General features: G+C 30.5%; 14 protein-coding genes. 1 reads left to right on the top strand and 13 read right to left on the bottom strand.

Going from position 1 to position 14,674, the window contains the following annotated elements:
- Nucleotides 1-10: 10 nt before the first annotated feature.
- The 10 genes from ACWW38_RS12380 to ACWW38_RS12335 all read right to left on the bottom strand — a co-directional run bounded on the left by ACWW38_RS12380 (nt 11) and on the right by ACWW38_RS12335 (nt 10,606).
- A complete protein-coding gene (locus ACWW38_RS12380; RefSeq protein ID WP_456257859.1) occupies nt 11-1,471 on the bottom strand; it encodes a spore germination protein in 1,461 nt (486 codons plus the stop codon).
- A gap of 66 nt (nt 1,472-1,537) precedes the next feature.
- The gene (locus ACWW38_RS12375; RefSeq protein WP_456257858.1) at nt 1,538-1,732 is read right to left on the bottom strand and encodes a CLC_0170 family protein; all 195 of its coding nucleotides are present in this window, start codon (nt 1,730-1,732) and stop codon (nt 1,538-1,540) included.
- A 132-nt stretch (nt 1,733-1,864) separates the two neighbouring features.
- Complete coding sequence (gene ispE, locus ACWW38_RS12370) at nt 1,865-2,707, bottom strand: 4-(cytidine 5'-diphospho)-2-C-methyl-D-erythritol kinase (RefSeq protein ID WP_456257857.1); 843 nt, start codon at nt 2,705-2,707, stop codon at nt 1,865-1,867.
- Nucleotides 2,708-3,086: 379 nt separating this feature from the next.
- Nucleotides 3,087-3,956, bottom strand: a complete 870-nt coding sequence (locus ACWW38_RS12365; protein WP_154674973.1) for an IS3 family transposase — start codon at nt 3,954-3,956, stop codon at nt 3,087-3,089.
- A complete protein-coding gene (locus tag ACWW38_RS12360) occupies nt 3,926-4,219 on the bottom strand; it encodes a transposase (RefSeq protein WP_055668282.1) in 294 nt (97 codons plus the stop codon). Before ACWW38_RS12360 ends, ACWW38_RS12365 begins: the two co-directional genes overlap by 31 nt.
- 1,014 nt (nt 4,220-5,233) lie before the next feature.
- The gene (locus ACWW38_RS12355) at nt 5,234-6,793 is read right to left on the bottom strand and encodes a DUF3794 and LysM peptidoglycan-binding domain-containing protein (protein WP_456257856.1); all 1,560 of its coding nucleotides are present in this window, start codon (nt 6,791-6,793) and stop codon (nt 5,234-5,236) included.
- A 121-nt stretch (nt 6,794-6,914) separates the two neighbouring features.
- The gene (locus ACWW38_RS12350) at nt 6,915-7,151 is read right to left on the bottom strand and encodes a Veg family protein (RefSeq protein ID WP_456260461.1); all 237 of its coding nucleotides are present in this window, start codon (nt 7,149-7,151) and stop codon (nt 6,915-6,917) included.
- A 278-nt stretch (nt 7,152-7,429) separates the two neighbouring features.
- Complete coding sequence (yabG, locus tag ACWW38_RS12345) at nt 7,430-8,323, bottom strand: sporulation peptidase YabG (RefSeq protein ID WP_456257855.1); 894 nt, start codon at nt 8,321-8,323, stop codon at nt 7,430-7,432.
- Nucleotides 8,324-8,508: 185 nt separating this feature from the next.
- Nucleotides 8,509-9,399 carry a DUF975 family protein gene (locus ACWW38_RS12340; RefSeq protein ID WP_456257854.1) on the bottom strand — a complete coding sequence of 297 codons (891 nt, stop codon included), beginning with the start codon at nt 9,397-9,399 and terminating at the stop codon, nt 8,509-8,511.
- A 196-nt stretch (nt 9,400-9,595) separates the two neighbouring features.
- Nucleotides 9,596-10,606, bottom strand: coding sequence for a CotS family spore coat protein (locus tag ACWW38_RS12335; RefSeq protein WP_456257853.1), 1,011 nt, complete (start codon nt 10,604-10,606; stop codon nt 9,596-9,598).
- A 170-nt stretch (nt 10,607-10,776) separates the two neighbouring features.
- Here ACWW38_RS12335 and ACWW38_RS12330 point away from each other — a divergent pair, with 170 nt between their 5' ends.
- Nucleotides 10,777-11,901 carry a glycosyltransferase family 4 protein gene (locus ACWW38_RS12330; protein ID WP_456257852.1) on the top strand — a complete coding sequence of 375 codons (1,125 nt, stop codon included), beginning with the start codon at nt 10,777-10,779 and terminating at the stop codon, nt 11,899-11,901.
- 28 nt (nt 11,902-11,929) lie between these two features.
- Here the strand turns inward: ACWW38_RS12330 and nifS are convergent, their stop codons facing one another.
- The 3 genes from nifS to ACWW38_RS12315 all read right to left on the bottom strand — a co-directional run bounded on the left by nifS (nt 11,930) and on the right by ACWW38_RS12315 (nt 14,632).
- Nucleotides 11,930-13,084 carry a cysteine desulfurase NifS gene (nifS, locus tag ACWW38_RS12325; protein WP_456257851.1) on the bottom strand — a complete coding sequence of 385 codons (1,155 nt, stop codon included), beginning with the start codon at nt 13,082-13,084 and terminating at the stop codon, nt 11,930-11,932.
- A gap of 124 nt (nt 13,085-13,208) precedes the next feature.
- A complete protein-coding gene (cysK, locus tag ACWW38_RS12320; RefSeq protein ID WP_456257850.1) occupies nt 13,209-14,141 on the bottom strand; it encodes a cysteine synthase A in 933 nt (310 codons plus the stop codon).
- Between the two features lie 53 nt (nt 14,142-14,194).
- Entirely contained in the window at nt 14,195-14,632 is a 438-nt protein-coding gene (locus ACWW38_RS12315; protein ID WP_456257849.1) for an RrF2 family transcriptional regulator, read from the bottom strand.
- Nucleotides 14,633-14,674 lie beyond the last annotated feature (42 nt).

Here is a 14,674-nt window from a genome sequence, read left to right as displayed (position 1 = left end):
CTCTTTCAAACTATTTCTGTCTCACTTTGTCTTTAGTATTCATATAACTAGGTCTTTTCTTAAAATATTTAAAAGGTAATCTTATAAATAGATCTTTAAAGTCATTTACGTTAGGATTAACTGCTGGGGCTAAATAAGGTATACCAAAACTCTTAAGCCTTATTAAATGAGTTAACACCACAAGCAGACCTAACATTATTCCATAAAGTCCAGCAATAGCTGATGCTATTAAAAGTAAAAATCTTATTAGTCGCAATCCAACAGTAACACCATAATTAGGTGAGATAAATTCAGTAATAGCAGTTGCTCCAATTATTATTATCATTATAGGACTTACAATTCCCGCACTAACTGCTGATTGACCTATAATTAGACCTCCTACAATGCCTATTGTTGCTCCTATTGGCCTAGGAAGTCTTACTATAGCTTCAAGTAAAAGTGCTAAGCTTATTTCCATAATTAGTGCTTCAATAAATGCCGGAAAAGGAACTCCTTCTCTTGATGCTGCTATAGAATAAGCAAGTCTTGTAGGTATAATAGCCGTGTGAAATGAAGTTATAGCCACATAAAGAGCTGGTAACATGACAGAAAGTATTAACGCAAAAGTTCTGATAACTCTTGTTATAGATGCATTTAGCCACCTCTGATAATAATCATCTGGAGATTGAAACAGATTAGGCAATGTTGCTGGAACTATAATAGCAAATGGAGAGTTATCAACTAGTATGGCAATTCTCCCTTCATAAAGAGCAGCTGCAACCACATCTGGTCTTTCTGTACTCTGTACCTGAGGAAATGGTGATAATTTATTATCTTCTATCATTTGTTCTATATATCCACTATCTAATATAGCGTCTATATCAATTTTGTCTAACCTATCGTATAATTCATCAAGTACATCTGTATTTACAATATCTTCTATATAAGTTACGATAACATCAGTTTTAGAACGTACTCCTATAGATTTTCCCGCCATCTTTAATCTAGAATCTCTTATTCTTCTTCTTATTAACGCAGTATTAAACCTTACAGTTTCAGTGAACCCTTCCCTTGCTCCCCTTACTACGGTTTCACTAGAAGGCTCACCTACCCCTCTTGCAGGCCATAAACGCGTTCCTATAACATATGCAGCTTCTAGACTATCAATCAGCATTAAGGTATCTCCTGAGAGCATTGCTTTTATGCCTTCAGATAATTTTTCTACTTCTTTTATATCTGAAACTGTTAATATTTTATCCTTTACATCATAAACACTTTTAATCGGGTCTCCTTCTTGCATTAAACTTTCAAGAACATAATCATCCAATAAAATTTTATCAGCCATGCCGTCTACATAAATTAATGCTGCATTTAATTTTTGAAAGTGGAACTCTCTAATAACTATATCTGATGCATCTTTAAAAATCTCTTTTATATATTTAACATCTTCTTTAATATCACTTGAAATTTTCTCTTTAACTCTTTCATCCAATCTTTTCACTTCCTTTCCAGACTAACTAATAGAATATAAAAAAGCTTCCTAAATAAGCAATAATCTTTACTTCATCATCCATCTTACTATATATAATAGAATTCCAATTAAAATTACCGCTCTTCCCACTATCTTTGCCTTCTTCTCTAATTTCTTTTTACCTGCATCTTTAAATTCTTTACTATCAAATGTTCCAACTACTATACCTTCCAAAACCATAAGTCCTAGAAAATAGCCAGTAAAAAGATTTATAACTCTCATATATATCACCCCTACTTTGCTTTTTATTTTCTGTATTAAGTCCTTAAAATATACATTTAAACTCAATTTAAAAAGCAAATAGCGCTATGTCTCATAAAGACATAGCGCTTAACAACATAATTGATTTAAGTTCTAAATTGTTCTTGTAATATACACTTCGTTATACTTTTCCTTAAAATGATCATAACATCTCTGAGCTTTCAACATATCATCAAAAAGTCCAAAAATGGAAGGTCCACTTCCGCTCATCATAGAGCCCAAAGCTCCGCACCTACACATTCTCTCTTTTATATCTTTTAAAACTGTATGCTTTTTCATTGTAACATTCTCTAAAACATTCTTCATATTTTCACTTACATATTTGAGATCATTTCTTTCCATAGCCTTAATTAATTCCTCAGTATTAGGATGTTTGTATATTCTACTAATATCCAAATTCCTATAAACTTCCTTAGTGGATACTCCAAAATTAGGTTTAACTAAAACTAAACTATGACCAGCAAATGGTTTAAGCGGTGTTAATATTTCACCAATACCTTCACATAATACTGTACCACCTTTAATACAATATGGTACATCAGCTCCTATTTTTAGTCCTAGATTGCTCAGCTCTTCGTAACTTATATTCATATCGTATATTTTTTTCATAGCTATTAGTACAGCTGCAGCATCTGCACTTCCCCCTGCTAATCCTGCTGCTACTGGTATATTCTTATTTATTTTTATGTTAATTCCATCTTTAATACCATAGGTATCCATAAAAAGTTTTGCCGCTTTATAAGCTAAGTTTCTCTCATCATTAGGTATATAAGGTTTATTGCATTCTATATTAATCCCATTATCAGTCACTTCTATTTCTAAAAGATCATACAGTTCTATATTTTGCATTATCATTTTTAGTAAATGATATTCATCCTCTCGTTTCCCTACTACATCTAAAGATATGTTTATTTTAGCATGTGCTTTAATCAACATGGTTTTTCCCCCATAATAAATAGTTTCGCTTTATTTTAACTAATTTATTATATCACAAGCTTATATTTTAAATAAATAATTACTTTTATACAATAAAAAAAAAGTTACTACAGGAAATAAGTAAGTTGCGTCGCAACTTTTTAGTGAATAACTAATAGTTAAAGGTGAATAGTGATGGATATTTTTCTCCGCCTTGCTACGAAAAATTTTAATTTTATTTAATTTGTTAAATTTAGTTGCCTTATCGATAATTCCTTTAACAAAGCTAAACATTTGTTTTTCTATAATTAAAAACTTTTCTTAATACTAATTGAGAAAAGTTATCCTTAACTATTCACGAAAACTGTCAAGAATATTACACAAATAAAACAGTTAATTTTTAAGAACATTTTTCTTTCCAAAATTGATTTGGTGTTTTATAATCAAGCGATGAGTGCATTCTATCACTATTGTAGTACAACTCAATATATTTGATAATTGCACGCTTCGCTTCCTTGAACTTTAATTTTGAAATATCCTCAATTTCTTGCTTAAGGGTTTTCCAAAATGTTTCTATAGGTTGATTGTCACTTGGATTTCCAGGTCTAGACATGCTTGAACGCATTTTGTAACCTATAAGAATATCCTTTGTAGCGTTTGAGGTATACTGACAACCACGATCTGAATGAAATATAACACCCTCTGTAGGCTTAAATCTATGATACGCCATGTTTATAGCTTCATGTACTATTTCTTGTCTCATGTGAGTGTTTATATTCCAACCTACTATTCTACGCGAAGCTACATCAATTATTGCACTTAGATAAAGCTTAGATTTATAGATTTTTATTTCAGTAATATCAGCACACCAAAGAGCATTTGGATTAGTGATAGAAAATTTATCTACAACCAAATTCTCACTAAGATATTCTGCAGATGTCTTTTTAGCGTAGCTTTTACGTTTTTTACCACATTTAGGTTGTAGTCCATTATGCTTTAATATTGAAGTAATTTTGGGTTCCGAGACATGGATATCCCTATTTAAAAGTTCTTTTCTAATACGAATTCTACCATAGTTTCCATGATGTCTTTTAAAACAATTAATTACTTCCTGCTCAACCTCTATTTCTTTAACTGTCTTACATTTGAATTTGTGTTTATACAAGCCACTTCTTGACACTTTTAAGATACGGCATACTAAGCTTGTGTCATATTGATTGAGTTCTTTTTTGGCAAACTCTAATCGTGCTTTTGTTGTTTCGCAAAGTATGCCGCTGCTTTTTTTAGTATTTCAACCTCTTGCCTGAGAATTTCATTTTCCTTCTCAAGTTTCTTTAATTTAGCGTCCTCTGGACGAAGCTTTCCACTACCTACAAAAGCTTGATGTCCGTAAGTTTTAAACTCATCAATCCATCTATATAGCATTATATGGCTAATGCCAAATTTTTCAGCGACAACCTTCGGTTTTAAACCTTCGTTTACCACTAATTCGCATGCTTGAATTTTAAAATCACTTGTATATTTTCTTGCCATAAGTACACAACCTCCATTTGTTAAAATTATACTATATTTTTAACTGTTTTAGGTGTGTACTTTTACTATACAACTTTCCACTGTTATCTATTCACTATTCACTTTATAATAACTTCTAGAACTTGCTAAAAATTCTATTAATGAATTATACACCTTCTTACTTTTAGTACCTTAAAATTGGTAAATCAAGGCCGCTATTGCTTATACAAAACATATATTAACAACTTTAATAGTAATAACCATTTATACTATAGTTAATTTAATGATCAGTGTACGAATCATACCAATTGGCTTACTAAAAAAGCGCAAAGCGCTTAACCCGATAGGGTGTCGGGGTTTTAGGCGTAGCCTGTTAAAGTTATACTAGTACCTTCTGATTACAATTAATTAAGGTATATAAAATTATTAGCTAGTATGTATAACTATTAAGTAAACAGTTAGTATTAATCAAGATATTAGTTTAAAGATAGTAAGTTAAAAGAACTTGCTAGTCATTGAATAAAATGTAGGTTATTTTATAGGGTGCTTTGTTTATAAATTGTTTCGAAAAATATCAACATGCTATCGCATTTATTTATAGCAATTCTTTAAGTTGTACTCAATAATACTTACCTAAGTAACTTTATAGTGTGGCTATCGCTATGCAAAATTATTATTTTGCTTTTTAAAGTCCTATAGTATTTACTGTAGTAATTATTAGTTGCAACTAATTAAGGCATGTAAGATTACTGGCTAGCATATATGTATCAATTGAAGAAACTTTGAAGAAATAACTAGTAGTACTTAAGGCTGCTGTTTTAAAAATCCGTAATTGTGCTCAAGGACGAGCACAGCCCGATCCCCCACAGGACGTGGGATGGAGAGGGGCAGGATTTTTAAATAAAGCAGCCTTTAGTACTACTTTATGAACTGAAGGTTTCTCAATGATACATATATGCGTTAGCCTAGTAATCTTACATGCCGCCATTTTGTCGTACTATACTCATATTACTAATTAAATTTGAGACATTACTTTTATATAATAGCTCTTCCAGGAATTATTAATTTTTGTCCTACTATGATATTTTCACTTTCTAGTTCATTAATATTAACTAAATCTTCCACAGTTGCACAATATCTTTTAGCGATTTTCCACAATGTATCCCCATCTTGAACTATATAAATAGTAATACTAGCTTTTTTCTTTATTACTTCATCTTCTAAAGGAATAATATCTACTAAAAATTCCTTATGTGCTTTATAAGTAACTTTCGAATAAACTTTTGCAACGCATTTTACCGCTATAGTACTTGCTTCTACACAAATATCTAGGCTTTCCAAATATGCTCTAACCATACATTCCATATCAATTTTAGCTCCAGGAACTTCAACAGTGCAGCTGAACGGTATTTCTTCATTAAGCATTGCGATATATTTATCTTCATCTAATGTCTTATATATAACATTTATATCAAGTAATCCTTCAACAACTACTTTATCTTCTACTATCTTCTTATCTGTTACTAATAATTTTCCTGATGAATTTATAACTTCAACAGGCTTCTCCATATCGCTAGGCACTTCTATATTTTCTTTTATTATTGTCTCACCAGTATTTTGTCCTAAAATTATATCAAGCTCATAATTCTTTTTGTCCATCTTTAGCATCTTAGAAGGTGAATATGCATCCTCTATCATATCAAATTCTTCTTTATGCATAACCTTAGTTTCACTTCTTACCAAAGCTTCAATATCAACAATACGTCTTTCTCCTAAATCATCCTCTTTTACATCAATTTCAATGTCATCAACCCTGAATTCTGTGTTACTATCCATATAATGATCTACATCACTATACTCTATTTCATTGTTTATAAATACATCATCTTCTATACTATAAAGTTCTCTGCTTCCAGCTGCCTTATACAAAACTTGAAATTTCGTAAATGCCTCAATTTGAACTTTTCCATCTAAAAGCTTAACATCTCCTTTATGAACTAGAACATCACATTTTAATATTTTGCCTACTTCTGGCTTATCCATAGGAACTTGAAGATGTGCTTTGCTTATTAATTCACCATTTACTTTGCCAATTACTTTATCAATAGAAGAAGGATTTCTAAGAAGTTGAATATCCTCTAATGCATCCACATCTTTAATTATATCAAGCTCATTATTTTTATATACTTCTGCCTCTAATTGAACTATGCCTTCTATAGCTATCTTTCTCTCATTAATTATTTTACATTCAATATGTTCAATACTACACTCTGCTTCACAATCCATGTCGGCTCTTGCTCCATTTATCTCAATATAATTTGAGAAATCTTTTGCGTAAACTACGCTATGCACCTCACTACCCTCATCTCCATTTGCTAAGTAAAGAACGTTATAATTTATTTGTCCTTCTAAATAAACCTTATTTTGCATTACATCTTTTCCTGTTATTTTAGGTTTAGCATCTAGCATAACAATCTTTTTAACATCTGGTTGCACGTCTGGTATAACATATTCTTCTTTTATTACATTTTCTAATCTTTGTTCTCCTAAAAGCTGCTCATATTCTATATTTTCTTTAATCAATTTCATAGCCATCCATCCTACCTCCCATAAAATACCTACTAACTAATGTATATATATGGGCCTTTAAAAATATGATATTTTTCATAAATAATTTTGAAAATAAAAAAATGACACTGAAAATTCAGTATCACTTTTAACCAGCGAAGTCTATTTGAACTGTTTTTGTCAAAACATCTGAGTAACTATATGTGACTGTCCTTTGGGTGTCGTCTTCTAATCTAACAACGAATATACTTGGATATGTTTTTTCGAGGATTCCATTACTTACTATAATTTTTCTTCTTCCGTTGTTAGCTCTTAGCGTCACTTTCTCTCCTATATGGTCATCAATTTCACTTTTTATGGACGCTAATACATTTATTCTTTCCATAACTAGCACCCTCTTTCTACAATAGATATTATACTATCTTTATATCTCATTGTCAAATAACTAATAATTTTATCACTAAGTTATTATATTTGTCAATGTGAATTTTGTGTAAACAAATCAAGCTTCAAGCAACATCCTTGGCTTGAAGCCGCCTAACTTCATTTTAGGTAATTATATTAATATTATCTGCAGTTTTGCCATTAATATACACGATTTTTAGTTATTTAATAAAATAATTGTTAAAAAACTATGAATATACAGATTAAATCTTAATTAGATTAGGAATACTTTGATTTCGGGAATCCCTCCCTATATTTTCCTCTGGTTTGAAGTCCTCCTATACCTTCTACTCCTGTTATAGTACTTTGTATTATGTCTTGAATTGATACTATTTTTTCTACATTTGTATAGGCTACTTTTTCAGAAATGAAAACAGGATCAAGGCAGTGTATTAAAACTCTATTAGGTGAACTTGCAAAATTTGCACCTGCATCTAATATTGCCTCATAACATGACTGGCATGCCCCTGCAAATATAACTAGATCATCATAATTCGGTTCATAATTTCTAAGTTCTGTTACTGAACGTACAAAATATTTAGAATTTTTGTAGTTATTAATATCCATATAATCTTTAGCACCTTTTATAATTGCATCATGGCCAGTTAAAACCACTATATCAGGTTTTAATTGTTTTACTAATCCAAGAATCTGATTGGGCTGCTCTGATTCTAATATTACCTTCCCTACAGCATCAACAGATAACTGTTTATATGTTTTCAAGCATACATCTAAATATTCAGCATCTCCATCTATATGAAGTACTCTCCCAGGTCTTCCAAACAGCATAGTTGCTGGTGTATTATCCTTATTTTGCTTTATGCTTTTGCTTTTCCCTCTTTCATCCTCGAATCTATACTTTTTTTCATCAGCTCTACTCATCAATATCTTCTTTATTGATGTATTAACCTTTTTATTAAATGTGGCTTCTTTTTTACTCATAACGTCACTAGATGCATGTTCCAGGTCTTCTTCTGGAGAATCAGCAATTATTCTTAAATTGATACCTTTAAGCATATAAAGCCTTTTCCCTTCTATATCTTTTATATCCATTATTTTAAAAGTAATATCCTTACCATAAGACTTTCTTACAACTAGATCACCTATTTCCAAGCTACCAACTCCAATTTAATAAGTTCTAATTTTATAATATGTTATGAACCTATTAATGTTTACAATTAGCTTTTACTGTGTATCTAGCAAAAATCTAAATTTAAAATAAAAAGCACTAGTTTCCTCTATAATGCTTATTGATAATAATAAAGCATACTAAAAGAATAAGTGCTGCTTTTATTTTATTATATGTTATCTTTTTCCAATGAAATTGTTGGCTCTTGTTTTGGTGAAGGATAATATACTTCCTTTAAATTATTATAAAAACTTGCAGTTGAAGTCTCTATATAAGGTTTTAGCCAAAGGTATCCTATAAATAACGTTATTATAGATAATATATGCCATCCTATAAAACTCAGTTGTAAAAGAAATAATTTTACCTTGTTTCCTTTCATCATTTCCTTGCTTCCATTAATACATTCCATAACTGAAAGTTCTTCATTATCATTATAAATATAAAAAGCTAGTGCATAACGTGAAATTATTATATATGTTATTACTAAACATATTATAATTAAAATTATCATAACTACTATATTTGCATTACTTATATTGCCATTATAATATGGTCCTGCACCAGGAATTTCAGGAACCGATAAACTAGCTACTGTTATTATGATTAGTAAAAGCATAGCCGGTAGCCATATTAGAATGCACCATAAAAATGAGAATATACCTACAATTAATTGGATTAAAAAGTTTTTCCCAAAATATTTAAAGCCTGCAAAGAGATTTTCTACTTGTGGATTTCCCTCTCTAATAATATTCATAAAAAAATTACAAAGACCAAAAGATACGCTTCCTCCAATTAAAAGATTTATAAGAAAGCCTATCCTTACCAATATGGTAGATGTTACTGTTTCTTCAGCTATTTGTTTAAAATTAGGATCTAGTAAACTTACTCCATTTGATAATGCATTTGAAACTCCAGTAATTTTTCCACTAATAGAAAACATACTAGTGATTAAAACTGCAAGAAAAGATACAAGTATCGCTATTCCCCATCTTCCTTTAAGCTTTTTTCTTGCTTCTTTTTTCAGTTCCACTATACTTTTAATTTTAATACTTTCCTCCATAACAATTCAGTTCATCATAATAGAAAATTAAATTCGTCTTAATGAACTTCCTCCTCTTCTTTAAATTATAAACAAAAATAATAACATAACTATATACTAATATAGTTTTCAGTCGTCATCAAGTGTATATTACAATAGAGTCATATAAGACTGGAGCCTTCTTACATGACTCTATAAGAAAAGAAGTTTATTTGTTTCATAAATTTTCCTGTTGATTATAGACTTTCTTAAACTCCTCGATGAATTTACTGTATTGCTCTTGCTCAGAGATTAATCCTTGTATTTTCTTATTAAAAGTATTTGTACCCCAATTTACTTCATTATAATAATACCTATTTCCTAACCTCCAAAAACGTTGTGGGAATAATAGAAAAGCAAATAATACTCTGTATTCATCCTCTGACAGTGGACTAACTTCATTATAAGAGTCAATAATTAATTTAGCACAATCCAAATTCCATTCACGTCTTTTAAGAACCTTTGTTATAAAATTAGATATATCATAAACTCTTACTTCTCGTTTACAATAATCAAAATCAATTATGTTCACATAATCATTATTGTCAATGATTATGTTGTGATAAGTATAATCATGATGACAAAAGCTCTTATCTTCTTCAGTAACCCTGCATATTTCAAAATAATTAGAGCTGTTTAATACCTTTATGGCTCTTTTCCCTAACTCTTTGTAAAATTCAAGATTTTTTACGTAATTTAAATCAAAATCTCCTTTTCTGCTTTTCTTTCTTGCCATATCTCTCATCTTATCTAAAGCTTTAACTCTCTTCTCCATAAGATGAGGCCACCTGCCTAAATCAGTCTTTAACTTGCTATTTTCCGGAGGATCATATCCTTTTGAAGACAGATGCATATAAGCTAAAGCTTTAGACGCTTTTACTATGTCATTATCATCATGAAAATCACATTCTCTCCCTTCAATCCATTCTGATAATGTATAGATATCTTCATTTACAAGTGCATATGGTTCACCTTCAATATTTAAACTATATTTATCCACATGACTAAATCCATTGTTAATCAAGTGTTCCTTAGCTCCATATACAAAACAAAGCTTTTGGACGCCATAACTTATTCTCTTAAGACATCTCATACCTTTGTTGGTTTTCAAAAAATACACACCTTTATTAGGCTTTATACTTTCGATTCTAATATCAAATTGCCTTTCAATTTCAAACTCCCTCATCATTATTATCGCCTCCCCTATAAATTTATATGTACTACCTTACATAATAAATTTATATGTACTACCTTACATATTTAGAAGATTTTTTTAATTGCAATCATCTATTAACATTTTCTTAGTAATAACAATATACTAAACTATAATAACTATTACTTATTTTGAAGGGATGCCTTATGAAAATAGGAATTGATTCACGTGCTGCAAAATGGTATAGGGGAACGGGTATAGGTACCTACTCCTATCAACTTATTAATTCGTTGAATAAAATAGACCTTATTAATGATTATCTTCTATTCATGCCTCAAACTAGCAACTGTGGTATAAACTTTAATAAGAATTATAAAATTAGAAATATTTCTCAAGATATTCAAGGTAACTTTTGGGATGAAGTTAATATTCCAAATATATTGAAAACTGAAGATATAGATCTTTATCATGTTCCTCAAAATGGCATAGGATTGCCAAAAGATAAGACATGTCCATTTATAATTACTTTACATGATATTATTCCTTATAAAATGCCTGAAACTGTAGGAGAAACTTATCTTGAAATATTTCTTAGAGAAATGCCAAAGATAATTCCATTATGTGACGGAATTATAACTGTATCTAACTATTCAAAGCAAGACATAATTTCTGCTTTTAATTATCCTGAAGAAAAAGTTTTCGTTACACATTTAGCTCACGAAGATATATACTTTCCTCTTAATAAGGATAAATGTAAAGACTTTATAGCGAAAAACTACTCTATAAAAGATGATTTTATTTTATATGTAGGAGGTTTTAGTCCAAGAAAGAATATTGTGGGACTAATACAATCATTCAGTAAGTTATATGAAAAATTAAAAAATAATAATTTAAAATTGATTATAGTTGGGAAACAAGGTAAATCCTACAGCCTCTACAAGAAAACAGCGGAAGATTTTAATATAGCTGATAAAGTTATATTTCCTGGTTTTATTTCTTTAGAACATATGCCTATTTTTTATAACGCTTGTAAGTTTTTTGTTTATCCTTCTCTTTATGAAGGATTCGGATTACCACCTATAGAAGCTATGGCCTGTGGAGCCCCTGTAATAGCATCTAATACTACTTCAATTCCTGAAGTTGTAGATGATGCTGCTGTTCTTATAAATCCATATGATATTGATGAATTAACAGAAGCTATGGAGAAAGTATTATTAGACGATAATTTGCGAAATAATCTTATAAAAAAAGCTTTAATAAGAAGTTCAGAATTTAGTTGGATGAAAACTGCGGAAAATACCTTAAATTCCTTTAAAAAAATTATAAGCTAATCCATTTTACTGGATTAGCTTATTTAAATTATTTAGAACTTAAATTTCTTATTTTTTGTACAATCTCGGGTATGACTTTAATTAAATAATCAATATCTTCCTCATTGTTTCTTAATCCCATAGAAAATCTTATGGATCCCTTCACCATATCTTTAGGTATACCTAGACTTAATAATACATGCGAAGGTTCTATAGAGCCTGCAGTACAAGCGCTCCCGCTGGAAGCACAAATACCCATATTATCCAACGCTATTAACATAGCTTCACCATTAACATCCTTAAAGCTTATATTTACATTTCCAGGTAATCTCTCTTCCCCAGTAGGTCCATTTAATTTTGAATTTGGTATACTCAAAAGTCCATCTATCAGCTTATCTCTTAAGCTTACTAATCTTTTACTTTCCATATCTAATTCCTGTATAGCTAGCTCTATTGCTTTTCCTAATCCTACAATACCAGCTACATTTTCTGTACCACTTCTTTTAGCCCTCTCCTGTGATCCACCATGGATTAGGTTATGAATTTTTACACCTTTCTTTATATAAAGGGCACCTATTCCCTTAGGTCCATAAAATTTATGTCCAGACAATGATAAAAGGTCTATATTCATATCTTTCACATTGATTGGAACATGTCCTACGGCCTGTACTGCATCAGTATGAAATATTATACCTCTCTTTTTACATATGTCTCCTATTTGCTTGATAGGTTGAATACTTCCTATCTCATTATTAGCAAACATAATAGATACTAAAATAGTCTCACTATTAATGGCCTTTTCTAATTCATCAATTCTCACCATTCCATCTTTATCTACAGGGAGGTAAGTAACCTTAAAACCTTGTTCTTCCAGGTACTTACATGTATTTAAAACAGCATGATGCTCTATCTTAGATGTTATTATATGATTACCCTTATCTTTATTTCTGAAAGCTACCCCTTTAATTGCCCAATTATCAGACTCAGAGCCTCCTGATGTAAAAAATACTTCATCTCTATTTGCTCCTAGTGCCTTTGCAGTTCGAATTTTAGCTTCATAAATAGCCTTCTTAACTTCTCTAGACATGGAATGAGCAGAAGAAGGATTTCCAAAATGCTCAGTAAGATAAGGCATCATTTCATTTAAAACTTCTTGTCTTATATAAGATGTAGCTGCATAGTCTATATATATTTTTCTATTCATATTATCTATAAAAACCACCTATAAGGCAGCCTCTAATTCTCTCCTTTACCTTAAATTTCCCGTAAAACTTTATAAAACTTTCCCCAATACGGAGAAAGTTTTATATCTAGTTTAAAATTAAAGCTTACTCTTCAAATAATGCAGGAGTTGATAAATATCTTTGTCCTGTATCTGGAAGTATAACTACTATATTTTTACCTCTATTTTCATCTCTCTGTGCTAATTGTTTAGCTGCATAAATTGCTGCTCCGCTGGATATTCCAACTAAAAGACCTTCTGTTTTTGCAAGTTCTCTAGTAACTTCATAGGAATCTTCATTAGAAACTACTATAATTTCATCTATTACATCTAAATTTAACACTCCCGGAACAAAACCTGCCCCTATACCTTGTATTTTATGTGGACCTGGTTTTCCTCCTGATAATACAGGTGAATCCGCTGGTTCTACAGCTACAATTTTTATATTAGGATTTTTTGCTTTTAATGCTTCTCCTACCCCTGTTATTGTTCCACCAGTTCCAACAGCTGATACAAATATATCTACATTTCCATCTGTATCTCTCCATATTTCTTCTGCTGTTGTTTTCTTATGAGCTTCAGCATTTGCAGGATTATTAAATTGTTGAGGAATAAAAGAATTAGGTATCTCTTTAGATAATTTTTCTGCTTTTTCAATAGCTCCCTTCATTCCTTCTGCTGCCGGAGTTAATACAAGTTCTGCTCCATAAGCTTTTACCATTTTTCTTCTTTCTAAACTCATAGATTCTGGCATTGTTATAATTAATTTATATCCTTTTGCAGCAGCTGCTAATGCAAGACCAACCCCAGTATTACCGCTTGTAGGTTCAATTATTACAGTATCTTTATTTATAATTCCCTTTTCTTCTGCGTCTTGCAGCATAGCATATCCAACTCTGTCCTTTATGCTACCTGCTGGATTAAAATATTCTATTTTTCCTATTAGTTTCGCCTCTAACCCATTAACTTTTTCATAATTTGAAAGCTCCATTAATGGTGTATTACCTATTAATTCTATTAAATTACTTGCTATTTTCACATTAAAACCTCCCTTTTTTATAAACGTTTATAAGATTATTTTTGTTGTAAGGGCTATATATAAAACATATAACTTTCATTATTAATCTTTCCATATTCCCAAGCTAAGTCTTCTAAAGTTATAGAATCTACTATTTTATCTATAGATTCATTTAGCTTTTGCCATACATTGTTTTGTATACATTTATCCATAGAACTAGTTACTTCTTCTTCATCTGATACTATATGAATGTCCCCCTCAAGAGCTCTCAATATATTTCCTACTGTTATATCTCTCAATTCTCCTCCAAGCATATATCCACCTTGAGGTCCCTTTATACTCTTTACAAGATCATTTTTTCTAAGAGCAGAAAATATTTGCTCTAAATATCTTTCTGAAATATTTTGTCTCTCAGATATACTTTTTAAAGTTACACTATTTTCACTGCTTGAAAACAGAGCAAGATCGATCATTGCTTTTAATCCATATCTTCCTTTTGTAGAGATTTTCATTGCTACACTCCTTAATCCCCATTATTCCTACTGATTTACTAA

This window comes from Clostridium sp. JNZ J1-5, from assembly GCF_053901425.1.
Note: the sequence above shows the minus strand (reverse complement) of the source record. Positions and strands in the feature narration are given on the sequence as shown.